The sequence below is a fragment of the Halalkalirubrum salinum genome, assembly GCF_005543295.1.
Classification (GTDB): domain Archaea; phylum Halobacteriota; class Halobacteria; order Halobacteriales; family Haloferacaceae; genus Halalkalirubrum; species Halalkalirubrum salinum.
Map to the genome: position 1 here is coordinate 43515 of NZ_SRSG01000009.1, position 21191 is coordinate 64705.

At 59.6% G+C, this 21191-nt stretch carries 20 protein-coding genes; 10 read left to right on the forward strand and 10 right to left on the reverse strand.

The window, feature by feature from the left end; translation table 11 throughout:
• Window positions 1-14: 14 nt before the first annotated feature.
• The 4 genes from E5K03_RS02875 to E5K03_RS02890 all read right to left on the reverse strand — a co-directional run bounded on the left by E5K03_RS02875 (window position 15) and on the right by E5K03_RS02890 (window position 3335).
• A complete protein-coding gene (locus tag E5K03_RS02875) occupies window positions 15-776 on the reverse strand; it encodes an IclR family transcriptional regulator (protein ID WP_138004866.1) in 762 nt (253 codons plus the stop codon).
• A 79-nt stretch (window positions 777-855) separates the two neighbouring features.
• Complete coding sequence (locus tag E5K03_RS02880; protein WP_138004867.1) at window positions 856-2079, reverse strand: Tm-1-like ATP-binding domain-containing protein; 1224 nt, start codon at window positions 2077-2079, stop codon at window positions 856-858.
• A gap of 3 nt (window positions 2080-2082) precedes the next feature.
• Window positions 2083-2505 (reverse strand): cupin domain-containing protein, encoded by a 423-nt coding sequence (locus E5K03_RS02885; RefSeq protein WP_138004868.1) that lies wholly within the window; start codon window positions 2503-2505, stop codon window positions 2083-2085.
• Window positions 2502-3335, reverse strand: a complete 834-nt coding sequence (locus E5K03_RS02890) for a phosphoenolpyruvate hydrolase family protein (RefSeq protein WP_138004869.1) — start codon at window positions 3333-3335, stop codon at window positions 2502-2504. Before E5K03_RS02890 ends, E5K03_RS02885 begins: the two co-directional genes overlap by 4 nt.
• A gap of 95 nt (window positions 3336-3430) precedes the next feature.
• Between E5K03_RS02890 and E5K03_RS02895 the strand changes: the two genes are divergently transcribed.
• A complete protein-coding gene (locus tag E5K03_RS02895; RefSeq protein WP_138004870.1) occupies window positions 3431-5464 on the forward strand; it encodes an oxidoreductase in 2034 nt (677 codons plus the stop codon).
• Window positions 5465-5551: 87 nt separating this feature from the next.
• Window positions 5552-6466, forward strand: coding sequence for a GAF domain-containing protein (locus E5K03_RS02900; protein WP_138004871.1), 915 nt, complete (start codon window positions 5552-5554; stop codon window positions 6464-6466).
• A 917-nt stretch (window positions 6467-7383) separates the two neighbouring features.
• On the opposite strand, the gene E5K03_RS02905 is transcribed toward E5K03_RS02900, so the two are convergent.
• The 3 genes from E5K03_RS02905 to E5K03_RS02915 all read right to left on the reverse strand — a co-directional run bounded on the left by E5K03_RS02905 (window position 7384) and on the right by E5K03_RS02915 (window position 9105).
• Entirely contained in the window at window positions 7384-7578 is a 195-nt protein-coding gene (locus tag E5K03_RS02905) for a cold-shock protein (protein WP_137196887.1), read from the reverse strand.
• Window positions 7579-7779: 201 nt separating this feature from the next.
• Window positions 7780-8349 (reverse strand): DUF1684 domain-containing protein, encoded by a 570-nt coding sequence (locus E5K03_RS02910; protein WP_138004872.1) that lies wholly within the window; start codon window positions 8347-8349, stop codon window positions 7780-7782.
• Between the two features lie 48 nt (window positions 8350-8397).
• Window positions 8398-9105: a helix-turn-helix domain-containing protein gene (locus E5K03_RS02915; RefSeq protein WP_138004873.1), complete on the reverse strand. Its 708-nt coding sequence runs from the start codon at window positions 9103-9105 to the stop codon at window positions 8398-8400.
• Between the two features lie 189 nt (window positions 9106-9294).
• Between E5K03_RS02915 and E5K03_RS02920 the strand changes: the two genes are divergently transcribed.
• Window positions 9295-9816 carry a GNAT family N-acetyltransferase gene (locus E5K03_RS02920; protein ID WP_138004961.1) on the forward strand — a complete coding sequence of 174 codons (522 nt, stop codon included), beginning with the start codon at window positions 9295-9297 and terminating at the stop codon, window positions 9814-9816.
• A gap of 26 nt (window positions 9817-9842) precedes the next feature.
• On the opposite strand, the gene E5K03_RS02925 is transcribed toward E5K03_RS02920, so the two are convergent.
• Window positions 9843-11480, reverse strand: coding sequence for an Hvo_1808 family surface protein (locus tag E5K03_RS02925; RefSeq protein WP_138004874.1), 1638 nt, complete (start codon window positions 11478-11480; stop codon window positions 9843-9845).
• Window positions 11481-11584: 104 nt separating this feature from the next.
• On the opposite strand from E5K03_RS02925, the gene E5K03_RS02930 reads away from it, so the two are divergent.
• From E5K03_RS02930 to E5K03_RS02960, 7 genes are all read left to right on the forward strand, one after another.
• Complete coding sequence (locus tag E5K03_RS02930; RefSeq protein ID WP_138004875.1) at window positions 11585-12175, forward strand: cysteine hydrolase family protein; 591 nt, start codon at window positions 11585-11587, stop codon at window positions 12173-12175.
• A gap of 38 nt (window positions 12176-12213) precedes the next feature.
• Window positions 12214-13122 carry an MBL fold metallo-hydrolase gene (locus E5K03_RS02935; protein WP_138004876.1) on the forward strand — a complete coding sequence of 303 codons (909 nt, stop codon included), beginning with the start codon at window positions 12214-12216 and terminating at the stop codon, window positions 13120-13122.
• A gap of 139 nt (window positions 13123-13261) precedes the next feature.
• Window positions 13262-15226: an AMP-dependent synthetase/ligase gene (locus tag E5K03_RS02940; protein ID WP_138004877.1), complete on the forward strand. Its 1965-nt coding sequence runs from the start codon at window positions 13262-13264 to the stop codon at window positions 15224-15226.
• A 79-nt stretch (window positions 15227-15305) separates the two neighbouring features.
• Window positions 15306-16997: an aldehyde ferredoxin oxidoreductase family protein gene (locus tag E5K03_RS02945; protein ID WP_138004878.1), complete on the forward strand. Its 1692-nt coding sequence runs from the start codon at window positions 15306-15308 to the stop codon at window positions 16995-16997.
• Entirely contained in the window at window positions 16997-17662 is a 666-nt protein-coding gene (locus E5K03_RS02950; protein WP_138004879.1) for a cyclase family protein, read from the forward strand. Before E5K03_RS02945 ends, E5K03_RS02950 begins: the two co-directional genes overlap by 1 nt.
• 48 nt (window positions 17663-17710) lie before the next feature.
• The gene (locus E5K03_RS02955) at window positions 17711-18256 is read left to right on the forward strand and encodes a carboxymuconolactone decarboxylase family protein (protein WP_138004880.1); all 546 of its coding nucleotides are present in this window, start codon (window positions 17711-17713) and stop codon (window positions 18254-18256) included.
• A 170-nt stretch (window positions 18257-18426) separates the two neighbouring features.
• Complete coding sequence (locus E5K03_RS02960; protein ID WP_138004881.1) at window positions 18427-18858, forward strand: EamA family transporter; 432 nt, start codon at window positions 18427-18429, stop codon at window positions 18856-18858.
• A 30-nt stretch (window positions 18859-18888) separates the two neighbouring features.
• Here the strand turns inward: E5K03_RS02960 and E5K03_RS02965 are convergent, their stop codons facing one another.
• Together E5K03_RS02965 and E5K03_RS02970 are read right to left on the reverse strand one after the other, a co-directional pair.
• Entirely contained in the window at window positions 18889-20031 is a 1143-nt protein-coding gene (locus E5K03_RS02965; protein ID WP_138004882.1) for a thiolase family protein, read from the reverse strand.
• A gap of 231 nt (window positions 20032-20262) precedes the next feature.
• Complete coding sequence (locus E5K03_RS02970) at window positions 20263-20919, reverse strand: molybdenum cofactor guanylyltransferase (RefSeq protein ID WP_138004883.1); 657 nt, start codon at window positions 20917-20919, stop codon at window positions 20263-20265.
• Between the last annotated feature and the right edge of the window lie 272 nt (window positions 20920-21191).

Consider the following 21191-nt stretch of genomic DNA (forward strand, 5'->3'; position numbering starts at 1 on the left):
ACGACGGATATGAATTATTGCAAAAGTGTCTGTTCGAGGGTATCGACAGCCTCGAGTACTGCGTCGGCGAGATCGCCGTACAGCTGTGCGGTGTCAATGCGATACTTTGGGCCACCGACGCTCAACCCGCCCAACAGCGTACCGTCCTCATCGTGGACGGTTGCGCCGACAGCGAGTAGTCCCGGCGCGAATTCCTCGTCGACAATGCCGTATCCCCGCCGTTTAGTTTCATCGAGGGCGTCGAACAGCCGATCGCGATCTGCGATCGTCGCCTCGGTTTCTCGGGGCATCCCCCACCGATCCAAGACAGCCTCGACCTGTTCGCGATCCATCTCTGCGAGAATTGCTTTGCCTGCGGCCGTGTTGTGCAGGTAGTACTCTCGGCGAAAACCGTCGTCGTCGTGCGCTGCTGTCGGAGCCGAGCCACACAGCATGAGGAGCCTGCCGTGTTCGAGTACGGTGAAATTGGCCTCCTCGCCGGTGCGTTTCGACAGGTCGGTCACGATGTCTGTGGCAACTGTGTCGAGGCGGGTACGCCGTCTTACCTGCTCGCCCAGCAGCGCAAGCCTGAAGCTGACCTCGTAGGTGTGCCCGTTTCGTTTCAGATATCGACAGCCCCGTAACGTTTCGAGATGGCTGTGTAGCGAACTTTTTGGCTTGTCTACCAGCCCGTCGAGTTCGGCTAACGTCAACCCTTCGTGCTCCAAAACGAGTTCGAGTATTCGAAGTGAGGTTTGGGTCGTTTTTAATGCTCGTCCCGTGGTAGGCCCAGGCATACAGTCAAATCGATCGTCCGGGATAAAATTATTTGCATAATGTGAACAGCATGGCCGGAGTGAAACCGGGCGTCGCGGCTCACGTCGGCCCGGCGCCAGCCGCGCGCATGTATGCGTCCAGCTTTTCTGCGATCGCCAGGGCGAATCGTTCATCATTGATGTCGGTGTCAAGCTCGAGCAGTTCGACACTGTCGTTCAGATGCTCGCGGAGGGCATCGAACAGCGCGTTGTCGGCGACGGGATCATAGAAGTCCTCGCCCTCGACACCGATCATCGAAACCCCACCGAGCGGGAGTGCAAGCGCCGTCGGGCCAGTGGCTGCATTGAGTTTTTCCGCGATTATTGTCCCGATTTCGGCAGTCTCCTCGGCCGTAGTCCGCATCAACGTTACTTGTGGGTTGTGCACGTGGAACTGTCGTCCCTCGAACGCTTCGGGCACCGAATCGCGGGGTCCGAAGTTGACCATGTCCAGTGCACCCGTCGAGACGACCTGCGGGATGCCGGCGTCTGCGGCCGCCTCGAGACGATTCTCACCGGCTCCGAGAATACCTCCAACGTGTTGATCGGCCCACTCTGTCGTCGTGACGTCCAAGACGCCGTCGACGATGCCCTCCTCGATTAGACTCTCCATCGCACGCCCGCCGGTGCCGGTCGCGTGGAAGACGATCGTCTCATACCCTTCCGCTTCGAGGTACTCACGGGCAGTCTGCACACACGGCGTCGTGACGCCGAACATCGTGATAGCGATCGTGGGTCGCTCTTCGACTTCGACGTCCGGTTCGTTTGTGGCCATCCCGACTATCGCGAGCGCGCCGTTGGCGATGACCCGTCGAGAGAGCTGGTTGAGTCCCTCGATATCCGCGACGGAGTACATCATCGCGACGTCTTTGATCCCGACGTACGGTTCGGTGTCTCCGGAGGCGACCGTCGAGATCATAAGCTTCGGAACACCCACCGGAAGCGCACGCATTGCGGCGGTCGCGATTGAAGTGTTCCCGGATCCACCCAGGCCGAGGATGCCGTCGAGAACACCCTCCTCGTAAAGACGGACGGCGACAGCGGCGGCTCCTTCACCCATCGTCCTGACCGCCTCCCCGCGATCGCTGGACTCGCGTAAGGCCTCGAGCGTCGTTCCGCCAGCCTCGGCGACCTCACTCGCTGACGTGTCCGGCTCGATCTTGGGATCGTCCATGACCCCCGTGTCTACGAGGTGGACATCGACACCCTGGGCCACGATGACGTCACGAGCAAATCCGATCTCCTCGGCCTTCGTGTCGAGCGTCCCGACGATGACGACGGCCATGGGTCAGTCACCCCCGGCCGCATCGACTGTCGGGAGTTCGCCTGCGGGCACGATCGTACACTCGGGCAGGTCCGCCAGCACCGCCTCGGGACCGGGCGGGGCGTACACCGCCAACAAGAGCAGCGGCTCCCATCCCGTATTGACAGTGCCGTGCTCGACGCCTTCGGGAACGAACACCATGTCACCGGCCGCAATCTCGCGGGTTTCGTCTGCAACCTCCTGCTCACCCTCGCCGCGGATGACGTACAGGATCTCGTCGCTGTTGGGGTGGGTGTGGCGCTCGTGGCCCTTGCCAGGTTTGAGTTTAACCACGCCCGCGCTGAACCGCTCACCGCCCGTTACGTTGGGAGTACTCATCCACTTGAGAACGCCCCAGTCGAACACCTGGCTCTCGACGTCGTCAGGGCTGAGAAAGTGCTCGCTCATAGGTCCATCCCCTTGAATTTGCGTGCCTGATTCTCGATCGCTTCCTCAGTGGGGAGCCGTTCGAGTGAGGACGCACCAAAGAAGCCGACGACTCCCTCGGTGTTGTCGAGAATATACTGTGCGTCTTCGGGCCAGGCGATCGGCCCGCCGTGACAGATCACGAGTGCGTCCTCGTTGACTTCCTTGACGGCGTCGTGGTGGGCCTGGACGCGCTCGGCGGCAGTTTCGAGGTCGAGCGACGTTTCAGCGCCGATGTCTCCGGATGTAGTCAGTCCCATGTGCGAGACGACGACGTCCGCGCCCGCCTCGGTCATCTCGCGGGCCTCCTCCTCGGTAAATACGTACGGGCACGTGAGCATCCCCTGTTCGCTTGCCTCCTGGATCATGTCGACTTCCTTGTCGTATCCCATGCCGGTTTCCTCGATGTTCGCGCGGAACGTCGAATCTCGATCGAAGATGCCGACGGTGGGGAAGTTCTGGACGCCGGAGAACCCTCGCCGTTTCAACTCCTCGATGAACACCTCCATGTCGCGGAATGGATCGGTCCCGTTGACGCCCGCGAGCACCGGCGTGTCTTCGACGACCGGCAGCACCTGATGGCCCATGTCGAGAACGATCTCATTGGCGTCCCCATAGGGCAAAAGCCCCGCGAGCGATCCCCGACCGTTCATCCGGTAGCGCCCAGAGTTGTAGATGATTAACAGGTCGACACCCCCACGCTCGGCGAACTTCGCCGAGATTCCCGTTCCGGCACCAGCGCCGATGATGGGCTCGCCAGATTCGACCGTCGATCGCAGCCGCTGTATGGACTCGTCTCTACTGTATTTCATGCGTGTCAAGTACACACATCTACCGACTCACTATTCAATATTTTGGTCCACAAGGTTTAATAACATATAGCACACTCGAAAAAGTGCTGAGAGACATGAGCACTCATACCACAACTAAAGACGAAGGTGGCGGGCTCGAAGCCCTGTTTTCCCCGGTCGAAATTGGTGGCGTCAGGGCGAAAAACAGGATTATCATGGCACCGATGCAGACGAACCTCGCAGGGTACACAGAAGGCGAGATCAACGAGCGGTTGATCCGATACTACACCGAGCGGGCGAAAGGCGGTGTCGGGACGATCGTCGTCGGTGCATCCGCCGTCGATTGGGAGACGTGCAAAAGCCCCGTGAATCAAAAGAATATCTCCTACGACAGACATCTCCCCGGATGGGCAGCGTTGAACGACGAGATGCAGTCCTACGACGTCAGGACGTTCGTCCAGATCCACCACGCCGGGAGGCAGATGGCGCCGTACTTTCTGGATGCGAACCAGGAGTCGGACGTGCCCGATCGGGAGCCAATCTCTGCGTCAGATGTAACCGAGGAGTTCATGGGCAACAAGCCGCGGCCGATGAAAACCGAAGAGGTCGAGGCGATGATCGAGCGGTTCGGAGACGCGGCACTACGGGTCAAACGGGCTGGGTTCGACGGCGTGATGTTGCACGGTGCACACGGGTACCTGATCGAACAGTTCATGTCTCCGTACACCAACCGGCGCGACGACGAGTACGGAGGATCATTCGAGAATCGCCTGCGGTTCCCACGAGAGATCATTCGGAACGTCAGGGCGAAAGTGGGCGAAGACTACCCGGTGGCGATGCGGATCAGCGTCGAAGAGTACGTCGACGAGGGGTACCATCTGGAGGAGGGCGTCGAGATCTGTGCGGCACTCGAAGCGGAGGGAATCGACTGGTTCGACATCACTGCCGGGATCTACGAGACGATGCCGACGATCTTCTATCCGTACGCACAGGACGAGGCCTACCGGATCCATCACGCAGCGGCCGTCCGCGAGGCAGTCGACGTGCCGGTCAGCGGCGTCGGCAAGATCCGGAGTCCCGAAGTCGCGGAGGATATTCTTCAAAACGGACAGGCAGACATGGTTGCGCTGGCGAGGTCGCTGTTGGCCGATCCAGCGTGGCCAAAAAAAGCACGAGACGGTCGAATAGACGAGATTCGAACGTGTATCTCGTGTAACTACTGTACCCAGCGGCTGTTCGAGGACAAGCCAGCCGCCTGTACGGTCAACCCGGTGATGGGTCGCGAGATCAGGTACGGTGACGACCTTGGCTTCGTGGACGAGCCGCTGGACGTGGTCGTCGTCGGGGGTGGTCCGGCCGGAATGGAGGCGGCCTGGCGATCGGCCGCCCGAGGAAACGACGTCACGCTGTTCGAAGAAAACAACGAACTCGGCGGCCACCTGCTCGTCTCGAGTATTCCACCAGAGAAAGATTCGCTCTTACACCTCCTGGAGTGGCAAAAAAGTAAGCTCACCGAATCAGAGGGGATCGACATCAGGCTCGGCAATCGGGTCGAAGTGGACGACGTTGTGGCGATGGATCCCGACGTGGTCGCGGTGGCGACCGGATCAAGCCCGAGTCTCCCCCAGATCGGAGGCTGTGAGGCGGGCGTCGCTGCGGCTGGCGTGCTAACTGGCTCAGTGGACATTACCCCGGGCGCAGACGTGGTCGTACTCGGTGGCGGAGAACTCGGCTGTGAAACCGCGCTACATCTCATCGAGAATGGTCACGACGTTGTGTTGCTTGCGACCGAAGACGACATTGCGACGGACGCAGAACCCATCTATATGACGCACTTACACGAGAAATTGAAGGGCCAACAGAACCTGCCAATCGAGTCCGTTGAAGATCACGTGACGATCTATACCGGGGTAACCCCCGAGCGCATAGACGATGGGATCGTACACTTCGAGACTGCTGACAGAAACGCGTCGGTCACGTTCGATGCGCTCGTGAGTGCGTCCGGATACGAACCGAACGACGAGTTGGCCGGCGAGCTCGCAGACGAAGGGATACCGCGCGTCGTCATCGGGGACGCGAGAAGTCCCGGTTACCTCGCGGATGCAGTCAAGCAGGGATACGATTTCGCCAGGAACATCGAGGATTGGTAATTCCACGCTCGACGGGCAGCTCGCGGTCTCACCGAACGGACAGCGCTGCGCGAAAAGGTTTTAATCATACTTATCGTTCGTTATCGTATGAACGAACCCACGTCGCGCGGTCCACAGGCGGTTGTCTCGGACGAACGCCGCGTGGGAACCGCCGAGGAGTTACTCGAGAGCGTCCAGCGTCTCACCGGCGTCGGCGCGTGGGCCTACGACAAAGCCACAGGTGAGGTGTGGTTGAGCGAGCAGGCCAAGCGGATTCACGGCTTCGATCCGGACGGACAGCCGACATTCGAGCGTATTCTCGACAGATACGCCGAGGACGATCGCCACCGTGTGGTTGAGCTGATCGACACGGTGCTCCAGAGAGCGGAATCGGGCGAGATCGATATCGGACTCAGCTGGGCGGGAACGCTCGAACGGACCGTCCGGATCCGTGGCGAGCCGCGCCAGCGCGGTGCCAATACGGAGATCAGTGGTTTGTACGGAACGGTTAGAGACGTAACCGAGGCCCACCGCCGCGAACAGCGTATCGAGGTGCTCCGGCAGACGAGCCAGCAACTGAGGCGGGCCCACTCTCGGCAGGCCGTCGCCGACGTACTCGCCGATGCGTCGAAGAACATCCTCGGACTCGTCAACACGACTGTCCGGTTGATCGACGACGATAACGAGGTGTTACAGACTGTCGTCGCGACCGAGGAGTGTGTCGAACGAGCCGGAGAACGTCCAGATTATTCCGTTGGGGAAGACAGTCCGGCCGCGTGCGTGTTCCGGACCGGCAATCCGCTGCTGTACGCCGACATCGCGGCGACCACAGACGGACACGATCGCGGCGAACTGGTCAGCGGAATTTACGTCCCGATCGGCGACCACGGCGTGTTGAGTGCCGGAGACGTCGTCATCGACGCCTTCGACGAACGCGATCTGGAGGCAGCCTGTCTCCTTGGTGAACTGGGCGCAGAAGCACTCACCCGAATCGACTGGGCGCAGCGATCGCGTGCCGTATAGATTAATAATAGTATATCTATCATTTAAAGTGTCTGGTAGTGGTTACGTAGAAGATAATATATGGTTAGCTTGCGTTCGCCTGCTCAGCGATTATTAGGGTAGTTGCTAATTTGAATAATGTGCAAAAAATTCAATATATTGGCAAATGACAATCGACTGCCAACCCACAAATTATGGAGGCGGTCAACTCGCATGTTGTGTGGAGTAAGTCATTGTTGACCAGGGTTCGATCGACGTGATCGAGCGATCGATCAGAAAATATCGAATGGCCACAGTTTGGTATCCGTAGTCACCAACAAGAAACATTGTGTCAAAGAGCCTGTCTTTTCGAAGCGTATGCAGGACACGGCATCCAAATCAGTGCTATGTCGAGCAAAAAATGTGATATCAAGAATTATTTTTGTCCCGTATAATTGTATAATAATAGCAATACTACCAGTATTACTCTTAACGATAGTGGCCTCTGACATGAGATTGATCACGGCGTCATCAGTGGCCCAAAATAATATCAATTTCTCTGTATATTTAGCAAGTAATATTGATAATATTTGTCTACGGCGTATAGCCGAGGAATTTCTTGTGCTTTTTGTCACACATCCTCTTATACTCTCTAAGATGCATCAATCACCGTATTCAATGCCTCTGTGAGTAGTTATTGAGTCAACTGCCCCGCGCACGGTGGCGCGGGGAATCCGCCTTGAGTATCGTCTGAATATGGACTCACCTGTAGTAACGTTTGCAACGCTTTGCAACAGACACCCTGAAATACAACCCAAGAGAGCGTGAACCGGAGTGAGAAAATAATGGCAAACGCTACTATAGACAGTGCAGAGAACGAACAAATGACTCGAGCGATCGCTCTCTGCGGTGTAAATAATGAAACTGAGAAATGTCGTCGTGAGACGACCGATCAGTAATTAGTTGCGGACGACGTTCGTCGCGCGTGGGCCCTTCGGAGCCTGTTCAATATCGAATTCGATCTCGGTCCCCTCGGTTAGATCCTCACCGCCAACGTCCTCCATGTGGAAGAAAACGTCCTCGTCAGCATCGTCCGTCGAAATGAAACCGTAGCCGCCTGTGTCGTTGAAGAAATCAACTTTACCGTTTGCCATTGCAACTAAACAAACCCTCGGTGCACGGATAAGGGTTGGCATTCGTCATCCATATGGGTTAGTTGATAGACGTATGTTCTGTAATTAGCGTTTATTAGTATATTTTAACAATATGCCGCGATTTGCCGGGGAGAACCGCTACAATCGGTACCGCAAACAGAAACACACGCAGAATTGGAAATTCGATCGCCGTGTGTGAGATTAGGTAGCAAAAGTTGGGGCGCGTTCGCCGGCTCGGATCGCACAGTCGAGCCAGTTTTCTTCCGGCGGGAGCGGACACGAGAAGGCGTCGCTGAACGCGCAAAACGGCGAGTACGCGAGGTTGAAATCGATCGGGACCGTCGCACCAGTCTCGAGTTTGGTAGTCGGCGTGAGTTCCATATATCGGCCCTTTCGGTAGCTCTGTTGGCCGGTTGTCTTATCGCGAAACGGGACGAAGATCGACTCCTCGTCGGCAGTCTCCTGTTCGTACCCCGAAAGTGTGTGCGTGTCACCCGCCAGGCCGAATTCAAAGGACACTGTCCGCAGGTATCGAACGTTCGGACCGGCGGTCGTCTCCAGTTCGATCGGCTCGGGATCGTTGTGAACGGTCACCGTCGCCTCAACGCGGTAGGTTGGATCAGGATCGAAGTACGCGAGTCCGTCGAACTCCTCGCGGTGTTCGGGTGCGATTGGCGATTGGGGGTGTTCATCCAGAAACGCGTCCTTTTCGGCGCGGTTGTCACGCAGTTCACGTCTCCAGGCGTCAACGTCGAACGATTGATCGGACATACCGGTTGTAGGGCTGACCGACCCAAAGAGCCAGTGGTCTCTGTCGAGTCAGTCGAACGATCGGAGGCTGTCGAGCGCGGTTCCGATGTCGCAGGTCGAAACCGCGAGTGAGAAGCCGTCAACAGAGGCCAGCGCAGCGGCGTGCTCCCAGAGGTCATCCTCGGTGAGTCCGTGGAGGACGACCGCGTTCGGAGTGGGCGTGACGACGCGCATCGCAACGAGCGGAGATTCCCCGCGCGTGACATCAGTAAACACGAGCGCCCGATCGGTACTCTGTCCGTACAGTCGGTAGAACTCCTCGCTCGAGAGTCGCGTAATTGCCTGAATGCTGTTGATGATTGTGTGACCGTTGACGTAGTCTCGATCGCCACTGGTGATCTCTGTCGCCTCGATCGCGTCATAGAAGTCCGACAGCGAAATCGCGGTGCGGTATTCGCGGAGGTCCCGCACGATGTCGCTTTCGAATCCCGCGGTGAGCACGCGGCCGAACTGGCGGATACGCTTGCCGCCGCGCTCGTCGTCGATCGCCAACAGCGCGGTCACCATTCGTCGGACGACGCCGATTCCGGGGCTCTCACGGCGGCCGCTCTCGTAGTCGGAGACGACCGATGATGAGACGTCCAGTTCGGCGGCGAGCTCGGTCTGGGAGACGCCAAAGTCTGTTCGCCACTTGCGCAGTGTCGCGCCCGGGTCGCCGCTTAGCGTGATCTCACCGGCGATTCGGCGGGCAAGCTCGTCCCGTGGGGCGTCACTCATCCAAGCCACCCCGTGTCGTCGGTCATGTATGTCGCTGGATCGCATACCAGCAAAAGCGTATCGAACCCAGGGTTCGACAACTGCCGAAGTGGCTGGAACCCGCAGGCGATCGGCCCAATGCATTCGCACAGAAATTGTGCGATCGGCCGGAACCCGAAAAACTTCCATGGTGGGCAGGTATCGATCGGCATGAGCGATCTGAACGTCACTGTTCGACCGTATCGACCGAGTGATTCAACTGGGTTGTGGAAACTCAAAGAGGGGTTCGAACGAGGCCTCGGAGAGGGGACCGGCGGTGAGTCGAAGGCCGCACGCTACGACGCTAAGCTAACCGAGACGTACCGCGATCACTACCTCGCGTGGGTCGGCCGCTGCGTCGACGAGGACCCACAAAGCGTACAGGTGGCAGTTGACGACGACGGGGAGATTGTCGCAGCGGGTGAGCCGATCGGCTACGTCTTCGTTCTGCCGTCGTCGCTGTCGTTCATCTGGGACGCGGCCGTGTTGAACGAACTGTATCTTCACCCAGACGTGCGGGGCACCGGGATCGCCGATCGGTTGATGGAGGCCGCAATCGAAACTGCCGACGAGCAGGAGCTCCCGCTCGATCGGATTGTCCTCGATGTGGATCAGAAAAACGAGCGCGCGCGAGCGTTCTACGAGAAGTACGGCTTCGAACACTGGGGTGAGATGGTCGCTCGCGATCTATGATTGGTCGACCGACGGGCCAGTGAGGACTACCGCCGACGTGCCAAGAGCGCGGCGCTTACAATTGCAACGATCGCAGCGACGGGACCGAATCCGGGGACGAGATCGTCTGCAGCGTCGTCGGTCTCGTTCGCCGGGTCGCTAGCAGCTGCGTCACCAGCAGCGTCGTCGTCGCTGGTGTTCGTGTCGGTTGGCTGTTCGTCAGCAGCCTGCTCGGCGATCGCGTCAGCCGTGCTCGGCCGGAGCTGTTCGATCGCCGCTGGAGTCGGTCCGTGAACAATCTCGACGGCCGTACCGTCGAGATGGACGCCGTAGGCACCGCTGAACTCGCTATTTTCGCCGAGGACGTAGATCCCGTCGTCGCGGACCGTCCCGTTGTGAGCATCCGCATCGAGGATCGACAGATACGCCTCGTAGAATTCGGTGGCATCGTCTTCGCTCTCCCACTCTGTCACCCAGACGTAGCCGTTCTCGTCGTCGCCGCGTCGATATGGGTAGAGTTCGTCGTTCGCCCAGCCCTCTGAGGGATCGGACACGTAGTTGAGCTGTTCGTACTCACCAATGAGCGATTCATCACCGACGATCCGCCAGTCGATCGCCTCGGCACCGTACTCACGAGACTGGTGGTAGAACATCGCGAACATCGACGCTTCGCCGACGGTGTCGGCCCCATCAACGCCCTGGTCAGGATAGGTCTCCCAGCCATCGGTAGCCTCATTCTCGAAGTCGATCGAGACTGGTTCGCGATCGGTCCGATGAATGACCTGGGCCGTCGATTCTGGGGGGTCCTCCATCCGATCGTCGACTGCCCCCCATCCGTCAGATTGGACGAGCGCGTGCACGTACCCCGGCCCGTCGGAGTACGGATTGAAAATCGTGAGATACACACCAAGATTGAGATCGCTGTCACCGCCATCGCCACTGGATGATGGCGGGCTGTGACAGGTCCACTCGGCACCACAGCGTTCTTCATATCGCTGTTCGATGTATCCCGCCTCGCCTTCGACGATCCCGTCGATCGCCAGATCTTCGTCCTGGGTCTCACCGCGGTAGCGTTCGTCCGTCAGGTCGTAGTACTGGTCCTGCATCGCGTGGACGTGCTCGTGGACGAGCGTCGCGTCATCGATCGTCACGTTGTCTGTATCGGGCGTGATGATGACGATCTCATCGCGGGTTGGTGAGTAGAAGCCGGCAACCGAGCTACCGAGAGTATCGCTGATTTCGTCGTCCGAACTCGTCGACTCGCCGATTATCATGAGTCCTTTCCACACCTGATCGTTCCAGCGGTTGTACTCATCGCCATCTCCATTGGATTGGTTCGACTCCTGAGATCGGTACTCCTCGCGGGTCATCACGTCGACCCCAACGTCTTCGCGGAACGGTCGATCGCGGATGTACTCCACGCGGGCCATCGACTGGGAGACGAACAGCTCCAGTTCCTCGTCGTCGAGGCCGTCGGATTGGTCAATGTCCAGTTCGTCGTCGTGACAGACGCCGTTGACACAGCCGATCTGGCTGTCTTCGAATCCGTCCTCGGTCTGCATTAGGTCCGGACTGTCAGTGGCAGTCTCTGCGGTTACCGGCGCGAGTCCGGCGGTCGAAACGACAGCAACGGTCGCCATCCCGACGAGGAGGAACACGAAACAGACGGGGAGGAGTCGTTTCATACCGATCGATAGGGACGGGGACAGAAGTACCTTGCCGGAATGCGTGTCGATCACCAGACGCCCTCGCCGTCGAAGTTTTGCGGATCGATCACAAACAATGGGGTATGCAGTTCGAACCGACAACAACCGCAGCGATCGTGGTTGACATGCAGAACGGGTTTTGCCACCCCGACGGGAGTCTCTACGCCCCACCGAGCGAAGCGGCGATCGCCCCGGTGGCGGACGTGGTCGAGACGATTCGTGCGGCTGGCGGGGCGGTCGTCTATACTCGCGACGTTCACCCACCAGAACAGTTCGATGACACCCACTATTATGATGAGTTCGATCGCTGGGGCGAACACGTCGTTGAGGGGACGTGGGACGCGGAACTGGTCGACGAACTCGATGTCCACGAGGAGGATCTCGTCGTGGAAAAACACACCTACGACGCGTTCTACCAGACGAATCTCGAAGGATGGCTGCGCGCACACGGCATTTCGGACCTGTTGCTCTGTGGGACGCTCGCGAACGTCTGTGTCCTCCACACCGCCGGCAGCGCGGGGCTCCGGGATCTCCGGCCGATCGTCGTCGAAGACGCGCTGGGGTTCATCGAGGACGATCACAAGGCGTACGCGGTCGAACACGCCGATTGGCTCTTTGGTGAGACGACGACGATGGATGCGATCGAACCCGTTTCGTCACCAACAGATGAATAGATCGAACCATTTTCCTCACCAGCAAGTGATAAAGGCGTATGACCCGCGGCGATCTCACGGAAGTTCCGGGCTGTAGCGACCTGTATTACCACGCAACCGGGATGTACGACGTCGACGGCTACGGATCGGTGTACATTTTCGACACCGAACATCCTGCGGTAATCGACACCGGAATCGGTACCAACGTCGAGACGCTCATGGACTCGCTGTCGGCGCTCGACATCGGCGCGGACGACCTCGAGTACATCGTGCCGACGCATATCCATCTCGACCACGCGGGCGGGGCAGGCTTTCTTGCCGAATCGTACCCGAACGCGACCGTGTTGGTCCACGAGCTCGGCGTCGACCACCTTGTCGATCCGAGCCGTCTCGTCGCGGGAACGAAAGCCGCCGTCGAAGACCAGTGGGAATTCTACGTAGAGCCGAAGCCGGTGCCGGCCGATCGGATCGACGCACTCGAAGACGGCTCGACAATCGATCTCGGCGATCGAACCCTAACTGCTCACCACGCGCCCGGCCACGCGCCACACCAGCTCATCTTCAGTGATGATGGCGACGACGTGGTTTTTACCGCGGACGCGGCGGGGATCTGGGTGGCCGAACGCAACGAAATCAGAGAAACCTCCCCACCCCCGCAGTTCGATCTCGATCAGTGTCTCGAGGACGTGTCGATGATCCAGGCGCTCGAACCGTCACAGCTCTGTTTCGCACACTTTGGGCCGGTGCCGTACGACGAGGAGCTGTTGTCGGGGTACAAACGGACGCTCGTCGAATGGGTCGAAGCGGTCAGGCAACGACGGGCCGAATTCGACACCGACGAGGCGGTGATCGAGCACTTCGTCACCCATGTTGATACTGAGGGGCTGTGGAGCGATCGAAAGGCCCGCGACGAGACCAGAATAAATGTCCGCGGCGTGCTGGCGTATCTCGATCGCGTCGAGGCGTGATCGAGCAGCCGAATACGACCGGAGCGGGTGCGATCGAGGTACGAAGCGTTCAAAAAGAACGCAACGCAAGTTTATGATCGTGTAACCACGTGTTTTGCGTTCCAAACTATTTATGATGATAGGTAGAGTGGGTCAGGGCATGAATTTCAGGGATCGCGAAGCGTCGTTCGAACACGAGATCTTCGAGCGGACAACGCTCATAGAGATGTTCGAGGCGAGCGTGGAGCGGAACGCCGATCGACCCGCTCAGCGGTACAAAGGCGGTGTGTACGATCGGACGCTCGCGACCGCCGGCGTCGTCACCCCGGCAGACCCAGAAACCTATCGCGAGTTGACGTACGCGGAGATGCGATCGATCGTTCGCCGGCTTGCGACAGGATTTCGAGAACTCGGCGTCGAAGCGGGCGATCGGGTCGGCATCTTTGCAGAGACACGAATAGAGTGGGCGCACACAGACTTTGCAGTCCTCGCCGCCGGCGGTGTCGTCACCACCGTCTACAGTTCCTCGTCGGAACAGCAAGTCCGGCACCTGCTCGGGGACTCGGAGGCCTCAGGCGTCGTAGTCGAGGACGCAAACGCGCTGCGGCGCGTCCTTGCCGTCGAAGACGACCTCGATCTCTCGTTCATTATCGTCATCGACAAAATTCCCGACGGCAGTGGCATGGCTGGGGCGGCACGCGATCGCGAGGACATCCACACGCTCGGAGAACTGTACAAAATGGGCGAATCCACCTACGACGAGGACACCTACCAGTCGTGGCTCGACGAACGCGCCCCTGCGGATCTCGCGAGTCTCATCTACACCTCCGGAACGACTGGACAGCCGAAAGGGGTCCGGCTGACCCACTGGAACTTCCGATCGAACGTCAACCAATCACTCCGTCGGTTCCTGCCGCGGCCCGACAAGGCCCCGGACGTGCCGACGATCAGCCCTGGAACAAAGACGATCTCATTTCTTCCGCTCGCGCACGTCTTCGAGCGGATGGCCGGACACTTTTTGATGTTCGCAGCCGGTGCAACCGTCGCGTACGCCGAAAGCCCAGACACCCTCCGCGAGGATTTTCAGCTCGTCCGGCCAAACGTCGCAGGATCGGTCCCGCGGGTATATGAGAAGCTCTACGATGCGATCCGCGCGCAGGCGAGCGAGTCCCCGATCAAAGCACGCATCTTCGAGTGGGCAGTCGGAGTCGGAAAAGCGTACCACACTGCCGAGGAGCCGGGCACGCTCTTGAGTGCCAAACACGCGATCGCCGATCGGCTCGTGTTTGAAAAGGTCAGAGACGGCGTCGGCGGTGACATTGACTTCTTCATAAGCGGCGGTGGGAGCCTCTCAGCGGAGCTGTGTGCGCTGTATCACGGCATGGGGGTCCCAGTGCTCGAAGGCTATGGGCTGACAGAGACCTCGCCGGTCATCACCGTGAACCCGGCAGAAGCGCCGAAGGTGGGGACGATCGGCGCGCCGGTTCACGGGGTCGAGGTACAGGTCGACACGTCGGTCGCTGGTGGAGCCACCGGCGATGCCGGCGGTGAGGTCGGTGAACTCCTGGTGAAAGGGCCAAATGTGACCGACGGCTACTGGAATCTTCCTGAGGAGAGCGCCAACGCCTTCACCGACGAGGGGTGGTTCCGAACGGGAGACGTGGTCGAACTCCGGCCGGATGGGTACATCGCGTTCGAGGAGCGAGCCAAACAGCTGCTCGTCCTCTCGACGGGCAAAAACGTCGCACCGGGGCCGATCGAGGACGCGTTCGCAGCCAACGAGTACATCGAGCAGTGCATGGTTCTCGGGGACGGTCGAAAGTTCGTCAGTGCACTGTTTGTCCCGAACATGGAAGCCATCAACTCGTGGGCCGACCGCGAGGGCATCGATCTGCCAGACGAACGGGCAGCGATCGCCCGAGACGACCGGGTCAAATCACGGATCCGTGAGGAGGTCGATTCGGTCAACGAACGCTTCGAACCGTACCAGCAGATCAAACAGTTCCGCTTGGTACCCGAAGAGTTCACCGAAGAGAACGACCTGTTGACCCCGACGATGAAAAAGAAACGACGCAATATCCTCGATCGGTTCGCCGACGAGGTCGAGCTTATTTACGAAAACTGATTTTACAGGTATCCCTGTCTGAAACCAGATTCGCAAACGCCCCACGAGGTTTATCATCGATGTTGGAGAATAAATACGCATGAGACACGCGACAGGCGAGCTACTCTCGATCGACGTGCGCGAGCGTCAAGTCGTGCGCGAGCAAATCGACGACATCCTCGCGTCGTTCATCGGCGGGCGTGGAGTGTGTACAAAACTGGCGAGCGATCGGATCCCACAGGACGTCGATCCACTCGGTCCCGAAAATCGGCTGTATTTCGCGACGGGCCCGATGCAGCAGTCGACGATGTCGTTTACCGGTCGAACGAATGCAACGGGCGTCTCACCGCTGACGAACGGGCTGCTCTCGTCGAACGCGGGTGGGTTCGTCTCGCGAAACCTCGTCGATACCGGCTATGCGGCCATCGAGCTGGTCGGCGCAAGCGAGGAGCCGGTTATTGTCCACGTAACAGACGAGGAGGTGACCTTTGAGCCGGTCGCAGAACTCGCAGGGGCGACGGTTCCCGCGGTGACAACCCACGTCGAGAAGACGCGTGGGCTTGACGAAACACACATCATTGCGATCGGCCCCGCTGGCGAGAACGAGGTTCGGTTCGCGTCGATCATGACGACCGAGTCGCGCGCGTTCGGCCGCGGCGGATTGGGAGCGGTGATGGGTTCGAAGAACGTGAAGGCGATCACCGTGGAAGGTGATTCCGCGCCTGAACTCGAACTCGACTTCCCTGCGGCGGCCGGAGAGATCCACCGCGAGGCCGCAACGAGCGATAGCATCATGAAACGGCAGGGAACCGCGAGCGTGACCGAATTGGCCAACGAAACCGATGGATTGCCAACCCGGTACTTTTCGGAGACATCCTTCGAGAGTGCAGAACAGATTAACGGCGACGCCGTCGAATCGAAAAAATACAAGAAGGGGACGTGCTCGTCGTGTGCGTTCGCCTGTAAGCTGCCGACGAAAGACGACGTCCGTGGCGTCGAGACAGAAGGCCCGGAGTTCGAGACGATCATGGCGTTCGGCTCGAACACCGCAACCGACGACATCGTCGATGTGATGCAGTCAAACGAGTTGTGTGACATCTACGGGCTCGACACCATCTCCTGTGGGGACACGATCGCCGCTTATCTCGCGAGCGAAGACGAGTTCGGGAACACAGAACTGATCCACGAGTTGATCGAAAAGATCGCCCGCAGAGAGGGGGTTGGCGACCTGCTCGCGGAGGGCGTCGATCGCTGTCACGAGGCGCTCGGCGTCGAAAACTGGTCGGTGAAAGGCATGGAGTTCCCCGGCCACGAAGGCCGGCGGCTCCACGGGCAGGCCTTGTCGTACGCCGTAGCGAACCGCGGGGCAGATCATATGTACGCGACGTTTTACGCCTGGGAGTATCCGCTCGTCGACAGCACAGAGGCGTTCGATCCCGAGGGGATTACCCCGGAGAAGGCGCGAGCGGTCATCCGACAGGAAAACACCCGGGCGCTCGAGGACTGCGGCGTTATCTGTCGGTTCTCCCGCGGAATGATGACCGACGATCGCTTCGAAGCGCTGTTCGACGCTGAGTTCGAGACGCTGCTTTCGGTGGGCGATCGGATCGTCACGCTCGAGCGGGCGTTCAACAACAATCGCGGCTTCGATCGCTCCGTCGATACCCTGCCATACGCCGACGAGATCGAGGGACTGGCCGAGGGAATCGACGCATACTACGAGGCGCGCGGATGGACCACAGACGGGCTGGTACAGGACGAAGCCGCCGACGCAGCCCCGGCGGACGACTGATGGGGACGCACAATCTCTCGCGGCCGCTCCGTTCGGACATGGTCGTCTATCCGGGAACGCCGCCGGTGTCGATCGAACCCGCCGCAACGGTTACCGAAGACGGGTTCCGGACGACGGCGATCAAACTCGATTCGCACACGGGAACCCACATGGACGCGCCGGCGCACATGGTCGACAACGGCCGGACGCTGGATACGTATCCGCCGGAGACGTTTCGCTTCGAGGCGGCGATCGTTGACTGTCGGCCCCTCGACGATCGAGAACCGATCGCGCGATCGATGTTGGCCGATCGAGCAGCAGCGGACAATCGTAGCAATCTCGACATGGTGATCCTGCGGACTGGCTGGGAAGCCTACTGGGGCGACGATCGCTACTTCGACCACCCGTATCTGACGGGCGACGCGGCGGCATGGCTCGCCGAGCGAGAACTGCACCTCGGCGTGGATATGCTCAACGTCGATCCAACGCCAACCGCAAACGCGGCTTCCGGAGAGCCGTCGAAGTATCCGGCCCACCACGGGCTGTTCGCGGCCGATCGGCTCATTGTTGAGAACCTCTGTGGGTTGGCTGGGGTCGGCGATCGCATCGATCTGCACGCGTACCCGCTGGCGATCGAAGCCGCCGACGGCTCGCCGGTTCGGGCAGTCGCGATCGACCAGCAGTGACAGTCTGTGCACCAGTTAGGCTATTAGCTCACGGCGCATTTCGTCCTCATGGCACGGATCGATTACGCGCACGCTGAGGATCTGCCGGCAGCGTACCAGGATCTACTCGTTTCGGCGCTGCAGGGCAAACCGGTCAACGTCTACAGCGCGATCGGTAACAATCCCGAGGTACTCTATGGGATACGGACGTTCCTTGGCTCCTTGTGGCAGGATTCGGGACTCGACGATCAAAGCCGCGAGCTCGCCATACTCACCGTTTCTCGTGAGGCACCCTCGCCGTACGAGTGGCACCAACACGTGAACGTGGCGCGGGATGTTGGCATCAGCGACGCGGAAATCAGGGCGATCGGTGCTCGCGAGTACGACGCGTTCGATGACCCAGAGGCACTGCTTTTGACCTACGTTCGTGCGGTCCTCGACGACGAGGTCACTGACGAACTGCACGATCAGATTGCTGAGCGGTACAGCGAGGCGACGATCGTCGGGATTGTGGGCCTCGTTGGCGGATATTTCGGCCTGTCGCGGATGCTCTCGGCGTTCGATGTCGAGACCGAAGACTCGTTCGTGGGCTGGGAGCTAGAAGCTGAGGAGTGATTGCTGGCGAAATGTGAAAATTACAGCGGTGGACGCTGCCTACTCGCCGCTGCTGTAGACTCTTGAGGGCGGGAAGCTGAGTATCTTCGTTCTCAGTCAAACGGATGGATTCAGAGCAGAGAGGATCCAACGGTCGGCAAACACTTGTCCGTGCCGGCCAAGACGTCCGTATGGAGGTCACATACCTGCCGTATGCACTTCTTGCGATGGGGGCGTATGCGCTTGTCTCCCCACTCATGCGCGTCGCAACGACCGGTCCTGACGCGGTTCCGAGCGACGTTGCTGTTGTCATCTCTAACACCCTGCTTATAATAATGGCAATCGGTGTGTTGTGGTATACAGGTCAAGGCTTTGTCGCTCACTTGTCCTCACCGAACATAGTGTACGTACTCGCCGCAGGCGTCTTTTTGGGGATTGGAATCCTCGCACTGTACCGATCGCTGGCCCTGGGCCCAGTCAGCGTTGTCACGCCCATCTTCGCAATGTTTCTCGTGTTCTCTTCGGTAATCGGGTTTCTCCTGCTGGGCGAGGAGTTCACCACCCGGAAAGCGCTCGGCATTGTCTTCGCCATACTCGCGGTGTATTTCGTTTCGGGCGCGTGAGGACACAGCCGACACGATCGTCCCCGATGTTCACCGACTGAACTCGATCGCCGCACCCTGCCCAAACCCAACACACAGCGTCGCGAGCCCGCGATCGGCGTCGCGTTTTTGCATTTCATGAATGAGCGTAACCGGTAGCCGTGCACCCGAGGCCCCGAGCGGATGGCCGATCGCGATCGCGCCGCCGTTGACGTTGTAGATCTCGGGGTCGATTCCAAGTTCGTCGCGGGCGTAGACACACTGGCTTGCGAACGCCTCGTTGAGCTCGACGAGGTCGTAGTCGTCGATCGATCGGCCAGCGCGTTCGAGGAGGCTCCGGGTCGCCGGGACGGGGCCGATTCCCATTACCGTCGGGTCGACACCGGCGACGGCATTTGTGCCAATCTCAGCGAGGACGTCGAGCCCGTGGTCCTCGGCGAAGGCCTTGCTCGTCACGAGCGTCGCCGACGCGCCGTCGGATATCTGTGAGGAGTTCCCGGCGGTGACGGTACCGTCGCCGGTGAACGCCGGCGAAAGTCCAGCCAGCGTCTCGATCGTCGTGTCCGGACGGATACCCTCGTCGGCGTCGACCAGGCCGTCATCGGTTTCGATCGGAACGATCTCGTCGTCGAACCGGCCGGATTCAGTCGCCTCGGCGGCGCGCATGTGACTCTTATAGGCGTACTCGTCTTGGACCTCCCGGGAAACATCGTACTCTTCGGCGACTTTTTCGGCGGTCATCCCCATCTGGAGCTGAAAGATGTTGTACTGCTCGGAGAGTTCCGGATGGAGGTGCTGGTAGGAGTCACCATCCATCGGAACCCGCGACATATTCTCAACGCCGCCAGCGATGATCGCCTCGCGGTTGCCCGCCGCGATCGCGTCGCTCGCGGAGATAACCGACTGCATTGACGAGGCACACCATCGGTTGATCGTCGTCGCGGGAACGCTCTCACCCAGCTCGGACAACAGCGCGATGACCCGCGCGACATTGTTGTCCTGTTCGGTCCGCTGTTGGGCACAGCCCCACATCAGGTCGTCAACGTGCTCGCCTGTGAGGCCGGTTTCGGACAGGATGTGGTCAATGAGCGCGATCGAAAGGTCCTCGCTTCTGACGTCCGCGAAGACGCCGCCGCCTTTCCCCTGTGGAGTTCGGTAGGCTGCCGCGATTACCGGGGTCGTGGTGTCTGTCATACCGGACGATTATTCTTCACGATCTTAAATCAGCCTGAAACTGCGAGGAATCGACCGCGAGTTCACCGACGCCAATCCCCCAAGAGGATCCCGTCACTCAGCTACAACGGTATGCGTTTGACCTGTCTGCCAGTCATGATGGTATGCGTTTGACCTGTCTGCCAGTCATGATGGCGTGCATGGAGCCAATAATGAGTGTGCACTGGGCGGGATAATCACCTCTGGATCGGCTCACAGAGGTCTCTTTTGTTGATCCAGCAGATCGTCGGGAGTGTTGATGTTCGTAAACGCCCTGTCGGGGACGTGGGCAAAGACCTCTGGTTCAGAGATGACGATCGGTTCGAGTTCGTCAATAAATCGAGGAAGAGAGGGGTCGCCCGAGCGGATAGCCGTCGTGCAGGCATCCTGGCCGGCCCGGACGTGGATCGCGGCCGGAAACGGCTGGGCCTGCCCATCGACCTGTGCGAGCGCGCCGGTGTGATTCCGTGCACGGGTGAAAAGCGTCTCGACGAACGCAGTCGGCACATACGGCATATCGCACGGAAGGAGCGCCGCATAGGCCGCTGCGGTCTCAGAGAGGGTGTCACGGAGTCCGAACACTGGGCCTCGTCCAGAAATTCGATCGGGAATGAATCGTACATCGAAATCCGAGAGAACGGACTCAAATTCCTCAACTTGCCGATAGCGGCAGCTCACGAACAATTCGTCGACGATCGGGACGAGCGTCTCAACGGCGTGGGCGAGTAGTGGTGTCCCCGATAGCGGCGCAAGTGCCTTGTCGATCGTCGGGAATCGGGCGGATTCACCGCCGGCGAGAACGATCCCGGCACGGCCAGTATCGGGTTTGAGCGGTGCGGTTGGACCAGACAACGGGCGATCCTCAGCCATCGATCGTCGATCTCTTCATTCGGTTGTTGCGGGCGCGGCTGTCCGGGTCGCGCAAACAAGTTCACGATCAATGCTACCGAGCAGACGAGCGGACCACTGGCCGTCGAGGTCGATCGGTTCGCAGATCGTGCGGCTACACGCACGCTCGGAGGCCCTATGGCCACACACATACCTCCGGGTTACTGAATGGGGCTCGCGAACCATGGTTGAGCCGTTCTGAACCGTCTCATATAGTGATCGTTTGTATACGATCGCAGCAGACAATCGGTGAT